General features: G+C 71.0%; 18 protein-coding genes and 1 pseudogene. 10 read left to right on the top strand and 9 right to left on the bottom strand.

Annotated features, from left to right (window positions below; translation table 11 throughout):
• Nucleotides 1-59: 59 nt before the first annotated feature.
• From MXD95_RS21845 to MXD95_RS21825, 5 genes are all read right to left on the bottom strand, one after another.
• Entirely contained in the window at nt 60-542 is a 483-nt protein-coding gene (locus tag MXD95_RS21845) for a hypothetical protein (RefSeq protein WP_250642558.1), read from the bottom strand.
• Complete coding sequence (locus MXD95_RS21840) at nt 539-2,197, bottom strand: long-chain-fatty-acid--CoA ligase (protein ID WP_250642557.1); 1,659 nt, start codon at nt 2,195-2,197, stop codon at nt 539-541. Before MXD95_RS21840 ends, MXD95_RS21845 begins: the two co-directional genes overlap by 4 nt.
• 74 nt (nt 2,198-2,271) lie before the next feature.
• Nucleotides 2,272-3,258 (bottom strand): phosphopantetheine-binding protein, encoded by a 987-nt coding sequence (locus tag MXD95_RS21835; protein WP_250642556.1) that lies wholly within the window; start codon nt 3,256-3,258, stop codon nt 2,272-2,274.
• Between the two features lie 465 nt (nt 3,259-3,723).
• The gene (proS, locus tag MXD95_RS21830) at nt 3,724-5,130 is read right to left on the bottom strand and encodes a proline--tRNA ligase (RefSeq protein ID WP_250642555.1); all 1,407 of its coding nucleotides are present in this window, start codon (nt 5,128-5,130) and stop codon (nt 3,724-3,726) included.
• A 103-nt stretch (nt 5,131-5,233) separates the two neighbouring features.
• The gene (locus MXD95_RS21825; RefSeq protein WP_250642554.1) at nt 5,234-5,497 is read right to left on the bottom strand and encodes a frankia-40 domain-containing protein; all 264 of its coding nucleotides are present in this window, start codon (nt 5,495-5,497) and stop codon (nt 5,234-5,236) included.
• A 1,094-nt stretch (nt 5,498-6,591) separates the two neighbouring features.
• Between MXD95_RS21825 and pstS the strand changes: the two genes are divergently transcribed.
• The 5 genes from pstS (at nt 6,592) to MXD95_RS21800 (ending at nt 12,084) form a co-directional block, all read left to right on the top strand.
• Nucleotides 6,592-7,704 carry a phosphate ABC transporter substrate-binding protein PstS gene (pstS, locus tag MXD95_RS21820; RefSeq protein ID WP_250642553.1) on the top strand — a complete coding sequence of 371 codons (1,113 nt, stop codon included), beginning with the start codon at nt 6,592-6,594 and terminating at the stop codon, nt 7,702-7,704.
• 313 nt (nt 7,705-8,017) lie between these two features.
• A complete protein-coding gene (gene pstC / locus MXD95_RS21815; protein ID WP_250642552.1) occupies nt 8,018-9,127 on the top strand; it encodes a phosphate ABC transporter permease subunit PstC in 1,110 nt (369 codons plus the stop codon).
• Nucleotides 9,124-10,191 carry a phosphate ABC transporter permease PstA gene (gene pstA / locus MXD95_RS21810; RefSeq protein WP_250642551.1) on the top strand — a complete coding sequence of 356 codons (1,068 nt, stop codon included), beginning with the start codon at nt 9,124-9,126 and terminating at the stop codon, nt 10,189-10,191. Before pstC ends, pstA begins: the two co-directional genes overlap by 4 nt.
• Before the next feature lie 166 nt (nt 10,192-10,357).
• A complete protein-coding gene (gene pstB / locus MXD95_RS21805) occupies nt 10,358-11,134 on the top strand; it encodes a phosphate ABC transporter ATP-binding protein PstB (protein WP_250642550.1) in 777 nt (258 codons plus the stop codon).
• A gap of 92 nt (nt 11,135-11,226) precedes the next feature.
• Nucleotides 11,227-12,084, top strand: a complete 858-nt coding sequence (locus tag MXD95_RS21800; RefSeq protein ID WP_374122103.1) for a winged helix-turn-helix transcriptional regulator — start codon at nt 11,227-11,229, stop codon at nt 12,082-12,084.
• A gap of 3 nt (nt 12,085-12,087) precedes the next feature.
• Here the strand turns inward: MXD95_RS21800 and MXD95_RS21795 are convergent, their stop codons facing one another.
• The 4 genes and pseudogenes from MXD95_RS21795 to MXD95_RS21780 form a co-directional block, all read right to left on the bottom strand.
• Nucleotides 12,088-13,074, bottom strand: coding sequence for an HhH-GPD family protein (locus MXD95_RS21795; protein ID WP_374122106.1), 987 nt, complete (start codon nt 13,072-13,074; stop codon nt 12,088-12,090).
• 62 nt (nt 13,075-13,136) lie between these two features.
• Nucleotides 13,137-14,216 (bottom strand): DNA integrity scanning diadenylate cyclase DisA, encoded by a 1,080-nt coding sequence (gene disA / locus MXD95_RS21790; RefSeq protein WP_250642548.1) that lies wholly within the window; start codon nt 14,214-14,216, stop codon nt 13,137-13,139.
• Between the two features lie 396 nt (nt 14,217-14,612).
• A pseudogene (gene radA / locus MXD95_RS21785) lies at nt 14,613-16,001 on the bottom strand (DNA repair protein RadA); the annotation flags it as partial.
• 335 nt (nt 16,002-16,336) lie between these two features.
• On the bottom strand, nt 16,337-17,098 hold the full coding sequence (locus MXD95_RS21780) for a copper chaperone PCu(A)C domain-containing protein (protein WP_250642546.1): 762 nt from the start codon (nt 17,096-17,098) through the stop codon (nt 16,337-16,339).
• A gap of 931 nt (nt 17,099-18,029) precedes the next feature.
• On the opposite strand from MXD95_RS21780, the gene MXD95_RS21775 reads away from it, so the two are divergent.
• From MXD95_RS21775 to cysS, 5 genes are all read left to right on the top strand, one after another.
• Nucleotides 18,030-18,512 carry a CarD family transcriptional regulator gene (locus MXD95_RS21775; protein ID WP_009741775.1) on the top strand — a complete coding sequence of 161 codons (483 nt, stop codon included), beginning with the start codon at nt 18,030-18,032 and terminating at the stop codon, nt 18,510-18,512.
• Nucleotides 18,513-19,111: 599 nt separating this feature from the next.
• The gene (ispD, locus tag MXD95_RS21770; RefSeq protein WP_250642545.1) at nt 19,112-19,906 is read left to right on the top strand and encodes a 2-C-methyl-D-erythritol 4-phosphate cytidylyltransferase; all 795 of its coding nucleotides are present in this window, start codon (nt 19,112-19,114) and stop codon (nt 19,904-19,906) included.
• 143 nt (nt 19,907-20,049) lie between these two features.
• Nucleotides 20,050-20,574: a 2-C-methyl-D-erythritol 2,4-cyclodiphosphate synthase gene (ispF, locus tag MXD95_RS21765; protein ID WP_250642637.1), complete on the top strand. Its 525-nt coding sequence runs from the start codon at nt 20,050-20,052 to the stop codon at nt 20,572-20,574.
• 106 nt (nt 20,575-20,680) lie between these two features.
• Nucleotides 20,681-21,073 (top strand): PPOX class F420-dependent oxidoreductase, encoded by a 393-nt coding sequence (locus MXD95_RS21760; protein ID WP_250642544.1) that lies wholly within the window; start codon nt 20,681-20,683, stop codon nt 21,071-21,073.
• A gap of 58 nt (nt 21,074-21,131) precedes the next feature.
• Complete coding sequence (cysS, locus tag MXD95_RS21755; protein ID WP_250642543.1) at nt 21,132-22,616, top strand: cysteine--tRNA ligase; 1,485 nt, start codon at nt 21,132-21,134, stop codon at nt 22,614-22,616.
• The last annotated feature ends 82 nt before the right edge of the window (nt 22,617-22,698 follow it).

The following is a 22,698-nucleotide window of genomic DNA, read 5'->3' as shown; positions in this document are numbered from 1 at the left end:
CCGGTGGGAATACCGGTGCGCCGAGATCGGACAGGGGTCGCAGGCCGGGTCAGGTCAGGTCAGGTCAGCGTGCTGCCGTAGGTGATGGTCGAGGTCAGCCGGGGCGGCGGACCGAAGAAGGTGCTGATGGACACCAGGCCCTCCGCGTCGAACGTGGTCACGTCCAGGCCCGCGAGCACGATCTGGCCGATGCTGTCGCGCAGCCCCCATTCCCAGCGGGCGCGGTCGTGATGCACGTCGACGGCACTGGTGCGCAACGGGCGGTATCCCGGATAGGGCGCGAGGAACTCGCCGATCAGATCGCTGAACCGCTCGACGCCGACCGCCGCGCCCAACGGGTTCGCATAGCTCACGCCGGCGACGCAGCACTCGGCGAGCTGCCGGCTCCGCAGGACCGGGTCCGGCTGGGCCCAGGCGTGATAAAGGCGGTCGGCGAGCCCGCTGACGTGGGCGGCGACCTGTGCGTCCTCGGCCGCGTGCAGATCGTCGCCCGGCAGTCCGGCACCGGACGGAGCTTGCCGGGCGGGGGGAAGGCGGCTCATCGGGCGAACCTGCGGCGGGCCTCGGCGCGCTGCACCTTGCCGGATGGGGTCTTCGGCACCGACCCGGGTCCCACCACGATCACCTGGTGTGGCGCCACCCCGAGCGTGGTGCGCACCTCGTCGGCGACGGCCCGTTCCAGAGACGCATGATCATCCCTTCGGGTCTCGACGACGACGGCAAGCCCCTCGCCGCCTGGATGGCCGCGCCGGTCGTGGCGAAAGGCCACGATGTTGCCGAGACGGACGCCAGGCGCCCGGGCAGCCGCGCGTTCCACCTCCTCGGGATAGATGTTGCGTCCACCGAGGATGATCAGATCTTTGTGTCGGCCGCAGACGACGAGCTCCCCGTCCACCAGATAACCGAGGTCGCCGGTCGCAAGCCAGACGTCCGGGGCACGCAGGTCGGCCGGCGCTCGCGGATCGTCGTGGTAGCACGCCACCGACGTCCCGCGAACCTGCACCTCCCCGACGGTCCGTTCGGGCAGCACCGTCTCGGTGTCGGGGTCGACCACCCGCACGGACAGCCCGTTGATCGGCTCGCCCAGCAGCACGAGCCGTCGGGTCCGCCCGATCACGGCGCCGTCGCCCTCCGAGCTGTCGGTACGGACCGGGCGTGCGGTGCCGGCGGCGAGGACGTCCGCGTCGACGGTGTCGTAGCGCGGCCCGCGGCCGAGGGCCGAGAAGGTGACGGCGACGGTGGCCTCGGCCAGGCCGTAGGCCGGCATGAAGGCGCCCGCGTGGAACCCGTGCTCGCCCGCGGCGGCCAGAAAGTCGTCGACGATGGCCGGATCGATCGGCTCGCCTCCGCACACGGCGTAGCTCAGGCAGGACAGGTCCAGGCGCGGACCGGCACGCAGCAGTCTGGCCGCCACCGCGTAGGCGGAGCTGGGTCCGACCGTGTTCGTGACGCGATGTTGGGAGATCTGCTGCATCCAGCTCGCCGGCCGGGCGAGGTAGTCGGCGGGGGAGGACAGCAGGGTGTCGCACCGCCCGCACACCATCGGCAGAATGAGCCCACCGATCAGGCCCATGTCATGGGACAGCGGCAGCCACGACAGCATCCGGCCATGCACCGTCTCGTGGCCGGTCGCCACCCGGATGCCCTCGATGTTCGCGGCCACGTTGCCGTGACTGATCCGGGCGATCTTCGGCGCTCCGGTCGTGCCACTGGTGAGCTGCAGGATCGCCGGATCGTCGACGGTCAGCGCCGGTGGACGCCACGGCGTGCCCGGCTGTGCGGCGATCACGTCGGCCAGCGGAGCCACCGATGTGGACCCGCCGGACAGCATCGGTATCGCCTGCTCCCAAGGGGCGCCGACCAGCACCAGCGGATCGCCGAGCGCACGCAGGCGATCGCGGGTGTCGGCGAGATACCGGGCGAGCCCGACGGTGCGTGCCGGCGTCGGGGCCATGGTGACGCTCCCGCCGGCAAGCCAGGCGGCCATCGCCGCGGTCACCGTGGCGCGGCTGGTCGCGGCCAGCACGACGACGGGCCGCCCCGGCCGCACCCCGCGTTGTTGCAGGTCGGCAGCGACGCGACGGGCGTCGTTGTGCAGCACGGCCCAGCCGACCCGTTCACCGCCGTCCGGCGCGAGGAACGTCACTCCGTTCGGGCCCGTGCTCGCGCGTTTCATGCGATCCAGCAGATAGACCATCGTTGCCGGCTTTCCTTGGACGGGTGGTCAGACCTTGGCGGGACGGTCGAGGCACCAGGGGACGGTCGCGGTGGTCAACGGCTGTCGCCGGTTCCGTCCGGCCCGTCCGGCCCGTCCGGGTCATCCCGATAGGCGGCGAGAACCAGGCGATCCCAGTAACGGCCGCGGTAGAAGTCGTGGCGGCGCAGGCGTCCCTCGAGTTCGAGCGAACCGCCCACCGCATTCGCCCGGTCGGCGCCGGAGAACTGCGGATAGTTGAACTCCGGCACCTCGAAGTAAAGTTTTCGAAACGGCCAGATATCAAAGATGTAGCGCACGAAAAGATCCAGCGCCTCGACCGCGAGGCCGGAACCGGTGTAGTCGGCAGCCACCGCCGCGCCGACATACGCGAAGCCGAGCGTGAACTCCGGGTTGTAGCAGATGGCGTGCCCCACCGGCCGGCCCGACTCAACCGACTCGATCAGGAACTGCGTCAGCACACCCTGCCACAGCTCCTGCTCGAACTGTGGGTAGGACGGCACGGATCCCCGGTAGCGCCAGCGGAAGCCGACGTCGGGCGTCACGGCAAGCTCGTACAGAAACGGCGTGGAGGACGGCAGCACCGGCATCAGCCGCAGGTAGCGCCCGGCGAGCCGGGGTGGCGGCGGCGACTGACCGGCGGCGCCCGTCATGCCCACGTCCGGCCGCGTCGCCGCTGGTCCCACTGCTGCTGGTCCCACTGCTGTCGGTCCCACAGATCCCAGCGGTGCGACTCCCGCCGCTGGCGCGGGCGTCATCGCATCGGACCCGCTGGCCGTCGCGACCTGGCCGGCCGGAGCGGTGCCGGAATCGGTGGGCCGCCCGGCGCGGTAATGGTCGTACAGCTCACCGATGGTCTCGACCTCCAGCCAGTTGGCCTCGGAAAGGTCGGTGCCCAGTTCCGTGACGTAAAGGCATAGATCGAGCAGTCGGAAGGAATCGAGGCCGAGATCAGCGTGCAGTCGGCTGCCGGCGGTCACCGTGGAGCCAGGAAATCCGAGCCTGCCGGCAACGAGCTGTTCGAATTCGTCTGGTCGGAGCATGCTACCTGTTCTGCGGGCGCGAAAGGCAAAACGTCATGACGATTTCGGACAGGTGGGACATTGGTGACGCTAGCAAGGCAGCGGAACGACCGCAATGTCGCTGACCCGTTTCGGCTAACGCTCTGCGCGGGGCGCGCCGCGGGTGACGAGGACCGGGTGGGTCCCCACCGGCGGGTGCGCCGGCCGTCCGGCCGGGACCGGAGGGCCGGGCCGGACCGGGGAGCAGACTGCGCCTGCGGGGTGACCGGCGGCCGGCGGCCGGCGCCGGGGATGGTGCCCAGGGGCCCCCCCCCCCCCGCCCCGGGGGGGGGGGGCGGGGGGGGCGGGGGGGGGCCGGCGGGGGGGGCCGGGGGGGGCAGGGGGTCGCCAGTTCCTCCCCCCCGCCCCCCCCCCCCCGGGCGGGGGGCGGGGCCCCCTGGGGGCTGGTGGGCCTGGGCCGCGGATGGGTGCCGGGCCGGGAGGGCGTCAGTAGGAGCGGGCGACCAGGGCGAAAAGGTCGTCGGCGGAGGCGCCGGGGGTGGGGATCTCGCCGTCGGCGGTCTGTAGGCAGCGGATGGTGAGGGCATCCTCGGCGAGGCGTGACTCACCTTCTTCACCCACCGTCGACCAGGGGATGCGGGCGAAGCCGGTCGCGGCGGCCGCCGCGGCGTCGGCGATGGTGGTGACGTCCGTGGTGCGGTTCTCGCGCAGCTGGACGGCCTCGGCGTACAGAGCGGCCTGGACCTCGTCGAGCAGGGCCGGAACGCGCACGGTGACCTCGGCCAGTGGGACCGGTGTCTTGGTGGAGATGTCGCGGCGGACCAGGGTGGCGGTGCCGGCGGCCAGATCGCGCGGGCCCACCTCCACCCGAACGGGGATGCCCTTGATCTCGGCGTCGGTGACCCGTCGCCCGAAGGACAGGCCGGGCCGGGCATCGAGCTGGACGCGAACGCCAGCGCCGGTGAGCGAGGAGACCAGCTCCCGCGCCGCGCTCACCACGGCCTCATCGTCACGCACCGGGAGCACCACCACCTGGGTGGGGGCTAGGCGTGGCGGGACGCGTAGGCCGCCGTCGTCCCCGTGCGCCATGATCAGGCCGCCCACCATGCGGGTGGAGCAGCCCCAGGACGTCGTCCAGGCGAGATGGCGGGCGCCGTCGGCACCGAGGAAATCGATGTCGAAGGCGCGGGCGAAGTTCTGGCCCAGCTCGTGGCTGGTGGCCATCTGCAGGGCCTTGCCGTCGCCCATCATGCCCTCGCAGGTCATGGTGTTCGTGGCGCCGGCGAACCGCTCCCGTCGGGTCTTCACCCCGACGTACACCGGGATCGCGAGGACGCTCGTCAGGAAGTCGCGGTAGACCTCGAGCGCGATGCGGCGGGCGTAGGCGCTGGCGTCGGCCTCGTCGGCGTGCGCGGTGTGGCCCTCCTGCCAGAGGAACTCGCTGCTACGCAGGAACAACCGCGGACGCAGCTCCCAGCGGACGACGTTCGCCCACTGGTTGAGCAGCAGCGGCAGGTCCCGGTAGCTCTGGGTCCACTTGGCGAGGTACTCGCCGATCACGGTCTCGCTGGTGGGCCGGACGACGACCGGTTCCTCGAGCTCCTTCCCGCCGCCGATGGTGACGACAGCGAGCTCCGGGCTGAAGCCCTCGACATGCTCGGCCTCCCGGCGCAGGTAGCTTTCCGGGATGAACAGCGGGAAATATGCGTTCTGCGCGCCCGCTGCCTTGATCCGGGCGTCGACCTCGGCCTGCATCCGTTCCCAGAGCGCGTAGCCATACGGTCGGATGACCTGGGTGCCGCGGACGGGGCCGTTCTCGGCCAGCTCGGCCTTGGCGAGCACATCCTGGTACCAGCGCGGGAAGTCGGTCGCTCGGGGAGTCAGTACAGCCACCGCTCCACGATATTGCCTCGGCACGACAGTTCTGCGCTGGGCCGGGCCCGATCCCGGCCCGGTCGGCGATATGGGAGGACCGGGACGGTGGGCCGGGCCAAGCTCAGGAGCGGTCCGGGCCGACCGGCGCCTCCCGGAACACCAGCGAGACGTCGACATCCCCATGGTGACTCACCAGGCTCGCCGCCGGCGGGACCAGAATCATGGCGGTCGTCAGGTCCGCCGCCGTGGCCCCGGGGGCAAGGGTCAGCTCGTGTCGCACGGCCCCGCCGTCATCGACCGTGGTCACCTCGGCGAGGGACGGGGGGCGACCACCGAAGCCTGGGCGAGGCTCGGGCAGGAGATCGTCGCTGTCGACGGTGTTCATCTTTCGGCTGTCCTCCTGTAGATCGGTTGTGCCAGGCAGGGCGTAGCGGGGGCGGTGCTGTACCGGTCAGGTCTGCACCGGTCAGGTCTGCACCGGGCTGGTGTGTACCGGGCTGGTGTGTACCGGCGGTGGCGCAGGCGGTGCGGTGCAGGCGGAGTGACAGCCGGTGCGGTGCCGAATGGCGTGGTGCCTCGGCAAGGCGGCCGAGGAAGGTGCCGGCGCCGACAGCGCCACCATATGTCGCTATCGGTTGTTGGATGATTCCTTTCAGTGATTAATTCGACTGATGAGCGCGCTGGATAAGCCCAGCGGATATCTCCACAATACTTTCAGCAACTTCGATGTTGCTTGACAGCAAATCATGGAAGAGCGGGAAAGGCTACGGGAGATCTGGGGGCAGAACGGACGTCGGGTAACCGCAGTCGAACATCCTGATCATCTGCGTAGCGCTGCGCGCGGCTTGGCCGCTTCGCCGGCTGCGTCCCACTGTGCGGCCGGACGCAGTGGGCCAGGCGTGGGCATGTGGCGCGTGGGTGAACATTCGGTGCTGCCAGAACATCCGGCTCGACCGTCTCGATGTCCCTTCATGACCATGAAGTAGACAAAAAGGACGTGCGGCCGGCGTGGCCGGTCGGTGCCGAGGCGTGGGAGAGCGGCCTGCGGACGAATCTCGACGGTGGCTGGCTGCCTACGGCCTAATTGTGCGGCGCCACATCGGCACTGTCCGCGACGCCACGCCTACTTGTCACTCTCTAGTCCGCGAATTGTCCGGCGGTGTGATCATCCCGACGAGGCGACGGCCTGGACCGCCCTCGTGCTGGAGCTCGATTGCGGCCGGTCGGGACCGCGTGCGGCGCTTGAATGTAACCCTCCGTAGAGATTAATTATACTTTTTGTCGTCGTGACGCGGGAGGTGACGGATGCCACCGGGTCGTAAATCCTCCGACATGGATGTGTTCTGGTTGGTGACCAGTTGGCGTATGCGCCCGTTCATCCTTCGTTCACTCTGGATCGCTTCGATTCTCGCCGGCACCCCGGTCCGGGGGGCGGACAACATTCGGCGCCGATCATGGCGTTGGGACGAAGGGTTGCTTGTGAAGCTAGGCAGGCGTCAGGCCGCAGCCGGGGCCGCGATGGTGGCTCTACTCACCGTGGCGGCAGCATGTGGAACTGACGACAACAACGACACGGGCGGGTCCACGACGGCCACGTCCAGCGCGAGCACCATCTCGTGTGCCAAGGGCTCGATCACCGGGTCGGGTTCGTCGGCGCAGAAGAACGCCGTTGACCAGTGGGTCAAGGACTACCAGAGCAAGTGCTCCGGCGCGACGATCAACTACCAGTCGACCGGCTCGTCGACGGGGCGCCAGCAGTTCATCTCCAAGCAGGTCTCCTTCGCCGGCTCCGACTCGGCGCTCAAGGACCCGCAGGCGACTCAGGCCAGCGCGCGCTGCGCGCCCGGCTCGGCGGTGGACCTGCCGATGGCCGCGGGCCCGGTCACGCTGATGTACAACCTGTCCGGCGTGAAGGACCTGCAGCTGTCCGCGGGGACGCTGGCGGGGATCTTCTCCGGTAAGATCACGAGCTGGGACGACCCGGCGATCAAGGCGGAGAACAGCGGAGCCTCGCTGCCCTCGGCCAAGATCGCCACGGTGCACCGCTCCGACGGCTCCGGCACGACGGACAACTTCACCAAGTTCCTCAAGGGTGCCGGCGGCAGCGCCTGGACCTTCGACTCGGGTTCTGACTGGAAGGCTCCCGGCGGCCAGGGTGCCAAGGGAAGCGACGGCGTCACCTCGACGGTGAAGTCCACCCAGAACTCCATCGGGTACGCCGAGCTCTCCTACGCGGAGAACGCGGGCCTGTCCACCGTCAAGGTCAAGAACGCGGCCGGCGAGTACGTCGAGCCGAGCACCGACGCCGCCTCGCTGGGCCTGAGCACCGCGACGGTGGCGGGTACGAACGGCGACCTGGCTCTGAAGTTCGACTACTCGAGCTCGGTCAAGGGTGCCTACCCGATCTACCTGGTCACCTACGAGATCGCCTGCACCTCCGGCCTGCCGGCCGACCAGGCCGCCCTGGTCAAGTCGTTCCTGACCTACACGGCGTCGGACGAGGCCCAGAAGTCGATCACCGAGCTCGGCTACGCGCCGCTGCCGTCGAGCGTCGCGACCCAGGTCCGCGCCGCCGTCGCCAAGCTGTCCTGACTCTCGGTCCGACTGATCCCCGGCCCGCCTGATCCCCGGCCCGACAGGCCCTCGGCCAGCTGAGCCTTGAGCCACCGACGGCCACCGGCGGGGCACGGTCCGGACTCCGCTGACCGCGGTGCCGGAACCGCCGCCCCGGCGGCCGAGCACCACCTGAAGTACCACCTGACCGGCCCGGCCGGCACCCGCGGTGGGGCTGCACCAGCCCCACCGCGGGTTCGTCGATGTACGGCGGCCATGGCAGCGACGTCCCGCCGCACCCGCGCGACCGGGACCTGATCGGAAGTCCCGTTCGGGTACCAAGGAGAGGACCATGACGACGGAGCCGGACAGCTCGGCGGACACCGCCGAGCCGCGGGGGGCCGCTTCGGCGACAGTCCCGCCGACAGACGGGCCGCCGACAGACGGGCCGCCGAGCGGTGAGTCGCCGTCGGCGTCACCCAACGCGTTGACTGAGCCTGCTGGTAAGGGTCCTACCGGTAAGGCCCCCATCGGAAATGCCAAGGTCGGTACGGCCGACGTGGTCTTCAAGAACCTCACCAGAGCGGCCGGGTTCGCGCTGTTGGCGCTGATCGTCGCGATCGCGCTGTTCCTGGTGCTGAAGGCCACCCATGCCCTGGACGTCAACAAGGGCAACTTCCTCACCACCAAGGAATGGTTCCCGAACGACCCCACGCCGAAGTTCGGTGTCGGCGCCACGCTGTTCGGCACGGTCGTCACCGCGGCCATCGCGATGATCCTCGCGGTGCCGATCGCGGTCGGGATCGCGCTGTTCATCACCGTGTACGCGCCCCGCCAGCTCTCCTCGGCGCTCGGCTACGTCGTCGACCTGCTCGCCGCGGTCCCGAGTGTCGTCTACGGCCTGTGGGGCCTGATCGTGCTCGCCCCGCACATGACCGGCGTCCAGCTCTGGCTGAACGACTACCTCGGCTGGATCCCCCTGTTCGACGCGGACTCGGTCGGGCGCTCGTACTTCGTCGCCGGTGTGGTTCTCGCGATCATGATCCTTCCGATCGTCGCGGCGCTGTCCCGTGAGGTCTTCCTCCAGGTGCCGATCGCGCACCGGGAGGCAGCCCTGGCCCTCGGCGCCACCCGCTGGGAGATGATCCGCACCGCGGTCCTGCCCTACGGCCGACCAGGCGTGATCAGTGCGTCGATGCTGGGCCTCGGCCGGGCCATGGGCGAGACGATCGCCGTCGCACTGGTTCTGCCGGCCTCGTTCAGCATCTCCGGACACCTGCTCGAACCCGCCGGCAACACGATCGCCGCCAACGTGGCGAACGGCTGGGGTGAGGCCAACACCGTCGGCCGTGGCGCACTCATCGCGTCCGGTCTCGTGCTTTTCATCGTCACCATGCTCGTCAACATCGCCGCGCGGGCGATCGTCGCGCGCCGCCGTGAATTCTCCGGGAGCTCCGCATGAGCACCGCGACCGTTCCCGAGCCCGCGGTGGCGGGCGAGGACCGCCTGAACCTGCGCGGCCGGACCCTGCCCCGCTGGACCCCCCTCGCCGTCGGCGCCGGGTCCGTGGTCGTCTCGCTGCTGATCTACCTGCTGACGCCGGTCGACAGCGAGATCCAGATTGTACTGATGGCCGCGCTGATCTTCGTGATCGCGATGACCGCGAGCTCCATCTCCATCGAGGGTTCGCGCCGGGCCCGGGACCGCTTCGCGACGACGCTGGTCTACACCACGTTCCTGCTGGCGGTCGTTCCCCTGATCGCGATCATCGCCAGCGTGGTCATGAAGGGCTGGAAGCGGTTCCACGTCGCGTCCTTCTACACCCACTCGATGAACGGCATCGGCGCACGCGACGCCGGTGGTGGCATCTACCACGCGATCATCGGGACGGTCGAGCAGGTCCTGCTGGCCAGTGTGATCGCCGTGCCGTTCGGCCTGCTGGTCGCGATCTACCTGGTGGAGTACGGCCGCGGCCGGATCAGTCGGGTGATCAGCTTCTTCGTGGACGTGCTCACCGGCCTACCCTCGATCATCGCCGGTCTGTTTGTGCTGGCCTTCTGGGTGCTGGCGCTGGACCAGGGCTTCTCCGGGTTCGCCGGGTCGCTGGCCCTGGTCGTCCTGATGATCCCGACGGTGGTGCGCTCGGCCGAGGAGATGCTCAAGCTCGTGCCCAACGAGCTGCGCGAGGCCGGCTACGCGCTGGGGGTGCCCAAGTGGCGGACCATCCTGCGGGTGGTCGTGCCCACCGCGCTGCCGGGTATCGTGACCGGAGTCATGCTCGCGGTGGCCCGGGTCTCCGGCGAGACCGCCCCGGTTCTGCTTACCGTCTTCGGGTCGAACCTCATCAACAGCGATCCGTTCTCCGGCCCGCAGAGCTCGCTGCCGCTGTACATCTACTCGCAGGCCGGTCAGCCGCAGCAGTCCGCCATCGACCGGGCCTGGTCGGCCGCGCTCGTTCTGATCGTGATCGTCATGGTGCTCAACCTCATCGCCCGGCTGTTCGCCGGACGTAACCGGTTGAAGTGATCCTGACCCGGGCCGGCGGCCGCGCCGATGCCGTCGCCGTCGCCGGCCCGTCCGCTGCCTCTCCTGCTGCTCGTCGAGCACCATCCGTACAGCAAACACCGTTAGTACAGCGAACACCGTCCGTCCACCGAGCAGCGTCCAGCACAGAGCGTGAGTCGAGGTTGTCATGGCCACCCGTATCGAGGTAACCGGGCTGACGGCGTACTACGGCAAGTTCAAGGCCGTGTCCGACGTCAACCTCACGATCGAGCCGAAGAACGTCACCGCATTCATTGGGCCGTCCGGGTGCGGAAAGTCCACGGTGCTGCGCACGCTCAACCGGATGCATGAAGTGCTCCCGGGAGCCAGGGTCGAGGGGCGGGTACTCCTGGACGGTGAGGACCTCTACGGGGCCGGCATGGACCCGGTGAACGTCCGCCGCACGGTCGGAATGGTGTTCCAGCGGCCGAACCCGTTCCCGACGATGTCCATCTACGAGAACGTGATCGCTGGCCTGAAGCTCAATGGGGTGCGGAAGAAGGCGCTGCTCGACGAGCGGGTCGAGGAGTCGCTGAAGGGCGCCAATCTCTGGGACGAGGTCAAGGATCGGCTGAACCGGCCGGGTGCCGGCCTGTCCGGCGGTCAGCAGCAGCGGCTGTGCATCGCCCGGGCGATCGCCGTCGAGCCGCAGGTGCTGCTCATGGACGAGCCCTGCTCGGCGCTCGACCCGATCTCGACCTTGGCGATCGAGGATCTCATCAACAAGCTGAAGTCCAGCTTCACGATCGTGATCGTCACGCACAACATGCAGCAGGCGTCCCGGGTCAGCGACGCGACCGCCTTCTTCTCGCTGGAGAAGACCGGCGACCCTGGCCGGCTCGTCGAGTTCGACAAGACCTCGAAGATCTTCACCAACCCGACGGAGAAGCGAACCGAGGATTACGTCTCCGGACGGTTCGGCTGACCGCCGGCGGGATACACGGACCGGAGAAGAGAGTCGGAAGAATGGTTCCGACGCGGACGGGCCCCGGTCTGTCAGCGGCGGAGCACGGGCCGGTGGGAGACCGCGGGCCGGCGGGGGAACGTGCGCCGTTCGCGGGCGAGCATGTGCCATCGGGTCAGTACGGATTGTTGGGCAGGGACAGGTCGACGGGAGAGCGTGGGCGCCCGGGCGAGCACGCGGCGGCCGGGGCGGCGGGAAGGCCATTCGGCCCGGCCCTGCTGATCGCCGATTCCGAGGTCGAGGACGGCATGCTCGCCGCCATCGTCGGCGGCGGTGTGGCGGTCAGCGTGGTCGCGGACGGGGCCCTGGCCCTGCTGGAGATCGGCCTGCGCCAGCCCGACGCCCTGCTGATCAGCGCCCGGCTGCCCGTCGTCGACGGGGTGACCGTGGTGCGTACCGTGCGTAGCGCCGCCGGCCACGACGACATACCGATCCTGCTCGCGGTCGGCCCCGACGACCGGCCGGCCGCCGCGGCGGGTCTGGACGCCGGGGCGAGCGCCTGTGTCAGCAAGCCGTACCGGGTCACCGAGGTCCTGGCGATGGTCGGCGGCCTGCGTCCGTACCGGGCCGGGGCGGCGTACGCACGCGGGGGCGGCTTCGAGGTCCTGCGTGGTGGCCCGGTGCTCCTCGACCGGGCCGCGCACGAGGTACGCCTCGACGGCGCGTTGGTGTCGGTCCCCCCGCGAGAGTTCCGGCTGCTCGCCCTGCTGCTGGAACAGGCCGGGCGGGTGGTGCCACGCGAGACCCTGCTCCGCGAGGTCTGGGGCTCGGCGCACACCGAGACGAACACCCTGGCCGTCCACATCCGTCGGCTGCGTCGTCGCCTGGGCGAGGCCGCCGGCGAACCTACGATCATCGAGAGCATCCGCGGCGTCGGCTACCGCTTCCGCGCCGCCTCCGGCTCGTCCTGAGCCTCAGGACGGCAGGGCGTAGACGCCCGGGGCGATCCGCACGACGAGGCCGTCGTCGAGCAGCCCGGCCAGCGCCCGGTCGCGCTGGATCGGCTCCTCCCAGACCTGGTCGAGCAGGTGCCGGTCGACGGGATGGTCCGCGTCACGCAGGACGGCAAGCAGCCGGCCGCGGACCTGGCGGTCGGTGCCGGCGTAGCCCTGCGGCCGCCGGGCCGGGCCAGTGCCGGCGGGGCTGCCGGCCCGCAACCAGGCGCACTGTTCCTGCAGCGGGCACGCCGGGCATCGCGGCGCGCGGGCCACGCACACCAGCGCACCGAGTTCCATCAGCGCGGCGCTGGTGCGTGCTGCGCTCTCGGGGTCGGCGGGGAGCAGCTTGGCGACGCCGGCAAGGTCTGCGCGGCTGACGGTGGTGGGCGGATCGGCCCGGCCTTCCACGGCTCGCGCGTACAGCCGGCGCACGTTGACGTCGACGACCGGGTGCCGCTGGCGGAAGGCGAACGCCGCGACCGCGCGAGCGGTATACGTGCCGATGCCAGGCAGGGCTAGCAGGGCGTCAACGTCGGCTGGGATCTCCCCGGCGTGCCGCTCGACGACGGCGCTGGCCGCCTGATGCAGCCGCAGTGCGCGCCGCGGGTAGCCGAGCCGCCCCCAGGCCCGTACAGCCTCGCCGGATGCCTCCGCGGCCAGGGCCGCCGGTGTCGGCCAGCGGGCAAGCCACGTCCCCCACACGGGCAGCACCCGACTGACTGGCGTCTGCTGCAGCATCACCTCGCTGACCAGCACCGCCCACGGCGTCGTCCCGGGATGACGCCAGGGCAGATCCCGCGCGGCCCCAGCGAACCAGTCCAGCACCAGCCCGCCAAGCCCCGCAGAGTCGACGGCGCGCTCCACCGGGGTGCTCGGCGCCGCCGGGTCCGTGCGGGCGACCGGATTCATCAGAGCGTGGTGCGCGGCCGGTTCCGCCTCAACCTCATGGGTCACGCTGGTCATCCCGGCCATGGTGCCATCCCTGTGCAGGTCCCCGTGGCCCGGGGCGCACCCGGCCGCGGCGGCTAGACGTAGCGCTCGAGGATGCTGGACTCGGCGAGCCGGGACAGCCCTTCCCGCACGGCTCTGGCCCGCCCCTCGCCGATGCCGTCGACCATCTGCAGGTCGTGGACGCCGGCGGCCAGCAGTTTCTGCAGGGTGCCGAAGTGCTCGACAAGCCGATCGACGACCAGCCGGGGCAGCCGGGGGACTTTTGCGAGCATCCGATAGCCGCGTGGGCTGATCTGCCGGTCGAGAATGTCCGCCCCGCCGGAGAACCCGATCACGCGGGCGAGCACGGTGAGGTCGAGCAGGTCGGTGGGAGACATCGCCGACAGCTCGGTGAGCACCTGCGTGGCCGACCCGGCCCGGGACCCGGCGGGCAGGTAGTCGCGCACGGTGAGCTCGCGCTCGGTCTCGACCCCGGCCATCAGCTCCTCAAGCTGCAGTGACAGCAGCCGTCCGTCGGTGCCGAGCTCGACGACGTAACCCTCGATCTCGTCGGCGATGCGGCGCACCATCTCGAGACGCTGACTCACGGAGATCGTGTCGCGGACCGTGACGAGATCCTCGATCTCCAGGGCGGACAGGGTGCCCGCCACCTCGTCGAGGCGCAGCTTGTAGCGCTCGAGGGTGGCCAGTGCCTGGTTCGCCCGGGAAAGGATCGCGGCCGATCCGTCGAGCACGTAGCGCCGCCCGGCGACGTACAGGGCGATGATGTGCATCGACTGGCTGACCGAGATGACGGGGTATTCGGTCTGCTTCGCGACCCGCTCCGCCGTGCGGTGTCGGGTTCCCGACTCCTCGGTGGGCACCGTCGGGTCCGGGACCAGATGGACCGCGGCCCGCACAACGCGTTGCAGGTCCGATGACAGCACGATCGCGCCGTCCATCTTCGCCAGCTCCCGCAGCCGGGTGGCCGAGAACTCGACGTCGAGTTCGAAGCCGCCGGTGCACAGGCCTTCGACAGCCTTGTCGTGCCCAAGCACGATCAGGGCGCCGGTGTGGCCGCGCAGGATGCGTTCCAGACCGTCACGGAAGGGGGTTCCTGGGGCGACCGCGGCCAGTGTCGCCCGGAAGATGTCGTCTCCGGGTGGTCCTGCCATCAGGCTCCCTCAGCTCCATGGTTCCCCCGCCGTCTCCGCCTCTGCCGCGATGCTATCGGGGCGAACGGAGTTGGGGGTCCGCAATCATAAGGTAACGAAAGTCCACGAAAGCGACATCTTTAATTTCTACGTTTTGTACATATGTGTAATAGCGGCGACCAGATCGGGCACCTCGGTGACGGTCATGCCTTCGAAGACCGCCCCCGTGCTGGCAGCCCCCGCGCCGGTACGCCCCCGGGCCTGGTCGTCCGGGCCGACCGCACGCAGGGGGCGACCTGTCGAGCCCGAAGCACCCGTGCCTGCTCCTTCGCGACCCGGCGCGCCCTGTGCGGGACCTGCCCCCGAGTAGGCCCCGGCCGGGGAGCTGGAACCCGCCCTGGAACTGGACGCCGGGCCGAGACCGGACGGCAGGGAGCCGGCGGGCACCAGAGCCCGGCGAAACCCCAGCCTGGCCGCGGCCGCGAGCCGGCGCGGCACCCCACCCACGGCCCGGACCTCGCCGGCGAGCCCCACCTCGCCGAGCGCGATCAGGTCGTCGGGCAGCGGCCGGTCCCGCATCGCACTCACGACCGCGAGCGCGGTCGCGAGGTCAGCGGCGGGTTCCGCGAGGCGCACCCCGCCGACGGTGGCTGTGTAGACGTCACTGCGGCCGAGCCGGATCCCGACCCGGCGTTCGACGACGGCGAGGATCATGGCGACCCGAGCCGGGTCGAGCCCGGAGACCGCGCGCCGGGGCACCTGGGCGGACGAGTCGGCAACCAGTGCCTGCACCTCGGCGACCAGCGGCCGGCGCCCCTCCATCGTCACCGTCACGCACGTTCCGGGCACCGCCGCGCCGACGCCGGAGCCCGAACGAGACAGGAACAGACCGCTCGGGTCGGCGATGCCGTGGATGCCGGCGTCGTCCATCTCGAAGCAGCCGATCTCGTCCGCTGGCCCGTACCGGTTCTTGCCGGCGCGCACGAGCCGCAGCGTCGAGTGCCGCTCGCCCTCGAAGTGGAGCACGACGTCCACCAGGTGCTCGAGTAGCCGTGGCCCGGCGACCGCGCCGTCCTTGGTGACGTGCCCCACAAGCACCGTCGCGAGCCCGAGCGCCTTCGCCGTGCGGATCAGCGCGGCGGTGACCTCACGGACCTGAGTGATCCCGCCGGGGGCGCCCTCCACCCCCGCCACGGAGATCGTCTGCACCGAGTCGACCACCAGCAGAGCCGGGGCGACCTCCTCGACGTGGCGCAGGACCGCGCCGAGATCCGTCTCGGCGGCGATCCAGAGGTCGTCGTGCAGTGCGCCCGTCCGCCCGGCTCGCAGCCGCACCTGCGCGGCCGACTCCTCACCGGTGACGACCAGTGCCCGCGCCCCACCCGCGGCACTGCGCGCCGCGACCTCGAGCAGCAGGGTCGACTTGCCCACCCCCGGCTCACCGGCCAGTAGGATCACCGCGCCGGGGACGAGCCCACCGCCGAGCACCCGGTCCAGCTCGTCGACCCCCGTTGGCCGGTGGTGGGCCGCCGAGACATCGACCTCCATCACTGGCTGAGCCGGGGCGGTGACCGCGGCGGCGCCAGCCATGCCGCCGGCGCCACCACCGAGCCCACCCCGCCTGCTGCCGAGCGCCGATCCGCGCCGCGGCGCCGGCGCCTGGGCCTCCAACGTCCCCCACGCCTGGCACCGGACGCAGCGACCGGCCCACCGCACGGACTCCGCCCCACAGCTGCCGCACCGGAACGCTCCTGTGGCCGCCCGCGCTGACGGACGCGGCGCACCGGAGGCCCGACTCGATGTCATGGCCGCCACGTTAGCCGCCGCGTCCGACACTTCGGCGCCCTCGCTGCCACCGCGGCGTCCACGCCGCGCCCGCGCCCGCCCGACGGTGCCGGACGTCGCATGCCGCGTGACCCCAGTTCGCGGCCACCGCTGTCGCGCGGTCATCTCCGTATCTCGGTCACCAAAGGTAGCGATCTCGCGGTGATAGCGAGGCCGCCGGCGACGTCAGATTGTGGTCGAGCCGACTACGAAAAAACGCCGAGAGTCAGGTGCGGACCCGGGGGCCGGACCCTTCTCCAGCCTTCGACAGGACCCAGATCATGAAGCTCGCTCGGGGCTCCGCGTCCGCTGCCTGATCAGCCAGCGGACGGTGAGGGCACGCTCGCCCCGGCCGCCGGGGACGCAGGCGTGGTCGGCCCGGCGCTCAGGGACGCGCCCGGCTGAGCTGACGTCGACGGCGAGGCGGAGCTCGTCGACAGCGGGCTGGCCGATGTCGGGCTCAGGGCGGCCTCGGTCGCGGAGGGGGAGACGGAGGCGCCCGGAGCGGCCGGCTCGACCGGAACCTGCAGTGTGATGCTGCCCGCCTTGGCGAACGTGAACGTGATCGGGAGCTGGGCGCCGATCAGCAGGTCGCGGGGGACGCCCTGCAGGCTCGGCGCCGAGCCGTCGGCGATGAAGACGTGGCCGCCGCCGGCCGGGATCTCGGCGGGTGACGACACCCGGCCGGAGCCGGCGCTCGGCGACGTGACCGAGACGAGGGTGTCCGGCGAGTCGCTCGAGTTGAAGAACGCCGAGACGATCGGGGCCGAACCGCCCTGCTTGACCGGGCCAGCGAGATAGACGTTGCGCAGCGAGATGGCGCCGATGGCCCCCGCGGTGCTGTTCGTGGTGGTGCGCGCGTAGTTGGTCAGGGCGTCGGTTCCGGCGGCGCAGCTGGTCAGGCCGGCCGCGCCGATCACCGAGGCGAGCAGGGCGACGCCCACCCGACGGGAGGCCATCCGGCGGCGGAACTCGCCGGGCCGGGCGGCGTCGGTGCCGACGCCGACTGCCGCGTGGTGGGCCGGCGCGCCGCCGGCGGCGATGACGGACGAGATACGGGCACCCGGACGGCGGCTCACAGCTCGGTGGCTCCTCATGCACAAGACCGGCGCCTGGAGACACCGGTGCTGGTCGACAGCCGTCGCGGGGACGGCCCACCCGACGGCGATTCCGGCGCCGGCGTGTCGGACCGGCCCGCCGGGTCACCCTCGGGACGCGGAGACCCGGTCGGTGACGACCTGATGATCGCGATGATCGGGTGTCGGCCGGTGCGGGTCTCCGTGCGGGGCTAACACTAGCCATCCGGAACCGGGACGTGCCCAGGCCGCGCAGGGGTTCCGCTCGCATCTGGGCCGGTCTGGGGGTCCCCGGGTGTCCAGCACGGGCCGGAGCACCTCCCTGACCGGCTCGACCGGCCACGATGGGCCGGTCAGGGACGTGGGCAGTCTCACCCCGGCCGAACCCGCCGTACCGGCCGTACCGGCCGTACCGGCGCGTCGGTTGGCGGGTTCGGCCCCGTTCGGTTCGGGGCTGGGGCGCTATGGCTGGGACGTCACGGGGATGTCGCGGGGATGTCACGGGTGCGCGGTATGGCGGCTGGCGACGTCCGCGGGCGGCATACCCGCAGGCTGGGCTGGGCCGGGCCGCCGCCGCCGTCGCCGTCGCCGTCGCCGTGTCGCCGTGTCGCCGTGTCGGCGGGTGGTCGGGGCGGGCCCGCGCTACCGTTTCCCAGGTTGGCACGGCGGGGCGTCTGACTGAACCCTCCTCACCCTGGCGGGTCCTGTTTTACCTGGTAGCGCCGTCGGCCACCGAGTGCGGGATGTGGCTGCTGTCCGCAGATGTGGATCTGATGCCGATCTGTGGCTGGCTGTGCCGTGGCAGCGAACGGTGCTGGAAGACGCGGTCGTGGTCATGACCATGGCCTTGCAGGCGTTGCCCCTCGCCGCGCGCGTCTGACCTGCGGCGATGCGTGCGTGTTACGCTGGTAGAGGCGGAAGGGGCACGTGACACATGGCGTTCCAAGTCGGCGAGACCGTTGTTTACCCGCATCATGGTGCTGCTCTGATTGACGCGATTGAAACCCGCGTCATCAAGGGCGAGGAAAGACTCTATCTCGTGCTGAAGGTCGCGCAAGGCGACCTGACAGTCCGGGTTCCGGCCGACAACGTCGGCATGGTCGGGGTGCGCGACGTCGTCGGGCAGGACGGGCTGGAACGGGTGTTCGAGGTGCTCCGTGCACCGCACACCGAGGAGCCCACAAACTGGTCCCGGCGTTATAAGGCGAATCTCGAGAAGCTCGCTTCGGGTGACGTGAACAAGGTTGCCGAGGTCGTCCGTGACCTGTGGCGGCGCGATCGTGAACGCGGCCTTTCCGCAGGTGAGAAGCGGATGTTGAGTAAGGCTCGGCAAATCCTGGTCAGTGAGCTCGCGCTTGCGGAGGGCACCAACGAGGACAAGGCCGAGGCGATGCTCGACGAGGTTCTCGCCGGCTGATCGGTCTGAATATCCAGACAGAAATTCATTGTGGCCGTCCTGGCCGGCTGGTTCGGGCGCGCAGTCGTCCGGCCCGGCCGGTTTCGACGGCCCGATGGACTCCGCTGGCATGCTCGGTGGGGTAGCCAGGTTCGGTGGATGGCGCTGCCGGCGGACGGTAGTTCCAGCGGATGGCGCAGTGTCGAGCGGATGGCGCAGTGCCATCGGTCGGCCGGAGTCGATCTGGGTCACGGTTCGTGACGGCGATCCTGGGGCCGTGCGGCCTCAAGATCCCAAAGGGTGTTCCTGGGGCTGATCATGCCCAGAATTTTCTCCACGGTGGCCTGTGCGGCCGGATCTTGCCCGGCGGCCCGCCGCACGCGGTGGCGACCGCGGGTTTCGGCTCCTCGCCATAGGCGGACGCGAGGTCCAGCCGAGTGACGTCGTCCGATGCGGCGATTCCCCTTGGTCTGGCCTGGGGGGATCGTGGGCCAGTCCAGATGGCGTAGCCGAACAGTCCGGCCACGCATGTTTGTACGCCCTTCGCGGTCGGCCGGTTCGCATGGGGTCGGCGGGATAGGCGATGCTCTCGTGGTGGATGGCACACGGGAGGTCTGGTGATGGGCGGAAGTCCCCAGCTGGGGGCGAGAGGTGCTCGGGTCGCGGCGATCGTGCCGGCGGCGGGCCGTGGGGAGCGGCTGGGCGGGGGTACCCCGAAGGCACTGCGGCCGTTGGGCGGCCGGCCCATGCTGGTGCGTTCCGTCGAGGCGCTGCGCCGGTCGGAGTCGGTGACCCAGATCGTCGTGGCAGCGCCGCCGACGCTGGTCGAGGTGGTTGCCCAGCTACTCGGCCGGGACGTGCGGGTCATCGCCGGCGGGGCGGAGCGGGTTGACTCGGTGCGCCGGGCCCTGAGCGCCGTTGATGAGGACATCTCGGTGGTCCTGGTGCATGACGCGGCCCGGCCACTGACTCCGCCCGCCCTCGTGGACGCGGTGGCCGCGGCGGTGATCGCCGGGCATCCGGCTGTGATCCCCGTACTCGGTCTTGCGGACACCATCAAGGAGGTGGACCCGGACGGCCGGGTGATCCGTACCCCGCCCAGGGACGGCCTGCGCGCGGTGCAGACCCCGCAGGGATTCCGTCGGGATGTGCTGGCCGCCGCGTACGCCCTGCGGGACGTTCCGGTGACGGACGACGCGGGCCTCGTGGAGGCGCTCGGCGTGCGGGTGACGACCATCCCCGGCGCGCACGAGGCGTTCAAGGTGACCCGGCCACCTGATCTGGTCCTCGCGGAGGCGCTGCTGGCCCGACTGCCCGCGGCGGACGGCAGCGCCACGGGGAACAACAGCGCCACGGGGAACAACAGTGGCGCGGTGGAGGCCTACGGGGGTACGGACGCGCGGAGGCTCGGATGAGCGCGGGCACGGCGCACGGATCGGGCGGCGCCGTTTCGGGCGGCGTGGTGTCGAGCGGAGACGGTGTGGTTCCGGGCGGTGGCAGCAGCGTGGATTCGGGTAGTGACGCAGGCAGCGGTGGGAGCCGGGGACGGGACGCGGTGATCCCCGCCGGTCGCGCGGCGCCGGCGCCGGCGCCGGGCACGGTCACCACGGCGGTTCTGCCCCGCGTCGGCATCGGGGTGGACGTGCATCCCTTCGCCGCGGGGCGTCCGTGCTGGGTGGCCTGTCTGCGCTGGCCGGGAGAGACCGGCCTCGCCGGGCACTCGGACGGCGACGTCGCGGCGCACGCGACCTGCGACGCCCTGCTCACCGCGTCTGGCCTGGGAGATCTCGGGAAGGTGTTCGGTACCGACCGGCCCGAGTACGCCGGCGCCTCCGGCGCGGTGCTGCTCGGTGAGACCGCGCGGCTTCTGGCCGACGCCGGCTGGGTGATCGGGAACGTCTCGGTGCAGGTCATCGGCAACCGGCCGCGGATGGCTGCCCGCCGGCTGGAGGCGCAGGAGGCCATGGAGGCCGCGCTCGGCGCGTCGGTGAGCTTGTCCGCGACCACCACCGACGGCCTGGGGCTGACCGGACGTGGCGAGGGCCTTGCGGCGATCGCCACCGCGCTCGTCGTGCGGGCCTGAAAGAGGGACCAATGACCCGATCGGGTATGCCGATCGGGCATCGGACGGCGGCGTGCCGTGGCGGGGTGAAAGGGTGGGCGGTGACTGGCTGCTCCCGAGGAGTCTCATGGCTGAACGCCTTCCCGAGCCGTTGCGGGCGCTTGCCGACGCGCGGACCTATGTCGTTCTGGCCACAGTGCAGGCGGACGGCTCGCCCCGGATGACCGTGCTCTGGGTGGATCGTGACGAGGACGACCTGTTGCTGTCGACCGCGCGTGGCAGGGCAAAGGAACGTGACATCGCCCGCGATCCGCGGGTGGGTCTGATGTTTCTCGACCAGAACGATCCCTACAGCTATGTGGAGGTGCGCGGCACCGCCACGCTGGCTGAGGAGGGGGGCCGGGAACTGATCAACCGGCTGTCGCTGAAGTACACCGGGGACATCTACCGCTGGGACGATCCTGAGGAGACCCGAGTGGTCATCCGGGTAGTCGCGGACCGGGTGTTGACGGTCGGCTGACATCCCCTCGGCGCGGCCTGACCGCTCGGCTGCCCGCCCGGAGCCGTACCCTTGACAGATGGGTCTCCACCTCTACGACACGCGCAGGCGGCGTGTGCGGCCATTCGAGCCGCTACGCCCCGGTCACGTGGGCGTCTACGTGTGTGGGCCCACCGTGCAGTCGGCGCCGCATGTCGGGCACCTGCGCACGGCGCTGCCGTTCGACCTGCTGCGCCGTTGGCTGGAGCAGTCCGGGCAGGACGTGACGCTGGTCCAGAATGTCACCGACATCGATGACAAGATCATCGTCAATGCCGGGCGGGACGGCACCTCAGTCTGGGAGCTCGCGACCCGGCAGACCCGGGCCTTCGACGAGGCGTACCGGACGATGGGTATCCTCCCGCCGACCATCCAGCCGCGGGCGACCGGCCACATCCCGGAGATGATCGCGCTCATCGCCGCGCTCATCGACTCCGGCTACGCCTATCCCGGGCAGGGGTCGGTGTGGTTCCGCGTCGGTCGCTTCGCGGATTACGGGGCGCTGTCCCACCAGCGGCCCGAGTCCATGCTGCCCTCGTCCGAGGCGGAGCCGGGCAAGGCCGACCCGCGGGACTTCGCGCTGTGGAAGGCCGCCCGTCCGGGCGAGCCGGCCTGGTCCTCACCCTGGGGCGTCGGGAGGCCTGGCTGGCACCTGGAGTGCTCGGCGATGGCCGGCAAGTACCTGGGGCCGACCTTTGACATCCACGGCGGTGGACTCGATCTGGTCTTCCCCCATCACGAGAACGAGCGGGCTCAGACCCTGTGCGCGGCTGGCGCCACGGACGAGATGGCCCGGTACTGGATGCACGTGGGTCTACTGACCACCGGTGGCACGAAGATGTCCAAGTCGCTCGGGAACTCGGTCTTGGTCGCCGATGCGCTGGAGGCGGTGCGGCCTCAGGTTCTGCGCTACCACCTGCTGTCGGCGCACTACCGCTCGACGCTGGAGTACACCGCGGAGGCGCTCGCCGAGTCGACCGCGGCCCATGACCGGGTGGAGACGTTCGTCCGCAACGCGCTGGACATCCTCGGCGGCCCGGGTGAGGCCGCCGCGCTCGGCGCCGACGACGGTCCGGAGCCGGGTGGTCGAGAGCGGACCAGCAGCGTCGGGTCCGGCGGGCGGGACGGGGCTTGCGCGGTGTCTGGGGCGCGGGCCTGGGCGGACTTCGCCGCGGCCCTCGACGACGACCTGGCCGTTGGTCGGGCCCTGGCCGCCCTGTTCGGGGCGGTGGCGCAGGGAAACCAGGTGCTGTCGAAGTCGCACAGCCGGGCGTTGGCCGGCTGGGTGAACGTGACGCGGCGGATGCTCGCTGTGCTCGGGCTTGATCCGCTCGAGCAGTGGCCGATGGCCGGGGCGGAACTTCGCCCGGCGTTGGACGCGGTCATGCAGATCGTGCTGGACCTGCGGTCGGCGGCGCGTTCCCGGCGGGATTACGCCGAGGCCGACGCGATCCGCGCCCGGCTCGAGGCTGCCGGGCTCACCATCGAGGACACCCGCGAGGGCCAGCGCTGGCACCTCGCCTGACCGAACGTGGGGGGGGGGGGGGGGGGGGGGGGGGGGGGGGGGGGGGGGGGGGGGGGGGGGGGGGGGGGGGGGGGGGGGGGGG

It is taken from the genome of Frankia sp. AiPa1 (assembly GCF_023243075.1).
Taxonomy (GTDB): domain Bacteria; phylum Actinomycetota; class Actinomycetes; order Frankiales; family Frankiaceae; genus Frankia.
The sequence above is the reverse complement of the archived record's forward strand: the minus strand, read 5'-3'. Positions and strand labels throughout refer to the sequence as shown.

Excerpts from the sequence above, each read along its gene's own strand:
- MXD95_RS21845 (WP_250642558.1), bottom strand. The coding sequence starts at position 542 with ATGAGCCGCCTTCCCCCCGCCCGGCAAGCTCCGTCCGGTGCCGGACTG.
- MXD95_RS21840 (WP_250642557.1), bottom strand. The coding sequence starts at position 2,197 with ATGGTCTATCTGCTGGATCGCATGAAACGCGCGAGCACGGGCCCGAAC.
- MXD95_RS21835 (WP_250642556.1), bottom strand. The coding sequence starts at position 3,258 with ATGCTCCGACCAGACGAATTCGAACAGCTCGTTGCCGGCAGGCTCGGA.
- MXD95_RS21825 (WP_250642554.1), bottom strand. The coding sequence starts at position 5,497 with ATGAACACCGTCGACAGCGACGATCTCCTGCCCGAGCCTCGCCCAGGC.
- pstC (WP_250642552.1), top strand. The coding sequence starts at position 8,018 with ATGACGACGGAGCCGGACAGCTCGGCGGACACCGCCGAGCCGCGGGGG.
- pstA (WP_250642551.1), top strand. The coding sequence starts at position 9,124 with ATGAGCACCGCGACCGTTCCCGAGCCCGCGGTGGCGGGCGAGGACCGC.
- pstB (WP_250642550.1), top strand. The coding sequence starts at position 10,358 with ATGGCCACCCGTATCGAGGTAACCGGGCTGACGGCGTACTACGGCAAG.
- MXD95_RS21795 (WP_374122106.1), bottom strand. The coding sequence starts at position 13,074 with ATGACCAGCGTGACCCATGAGGTTGAGGCGGAACCGGCCGCGCACCAC.
- disA (WP_250642548.1), bottom strand. The coding sequence starts at position 14,216 with ATGGCAGGACCACCCGGAGACGACATCTTCCGGGCGACACTGGCCGCG.
- MXD95_RS21775 (WP_009741775.1), top strand. The coding sequence starts at position 18,030 with ATGGCGTTCCAAGTCGGCGAGACCGTTGTTTACCCGCATCATGGTGCT.
- ispD (WP_250642545.1), top strand. The coding sequence starts at position 19,112 with ATGGGCGGAAGTCCCCAGCTGGGGGCGAGAGGTGCTCGGGTCGCGGCG.
- MXD95_RS21760 (WP_250642544.1), top strand. The coding sequence starts at position 20,681 with ATGGCTGAACGCCTTCCCGAGCCGTTGCGGGCGCTTGCCGACGCGCGG.
- cysS (WP_250642543.1), top strand. The coding sequence starts at position 21,132 with ATGGGTCTCCACCTCTACGACACGCGCAGGCGGCGTGTGCGGCCATTC.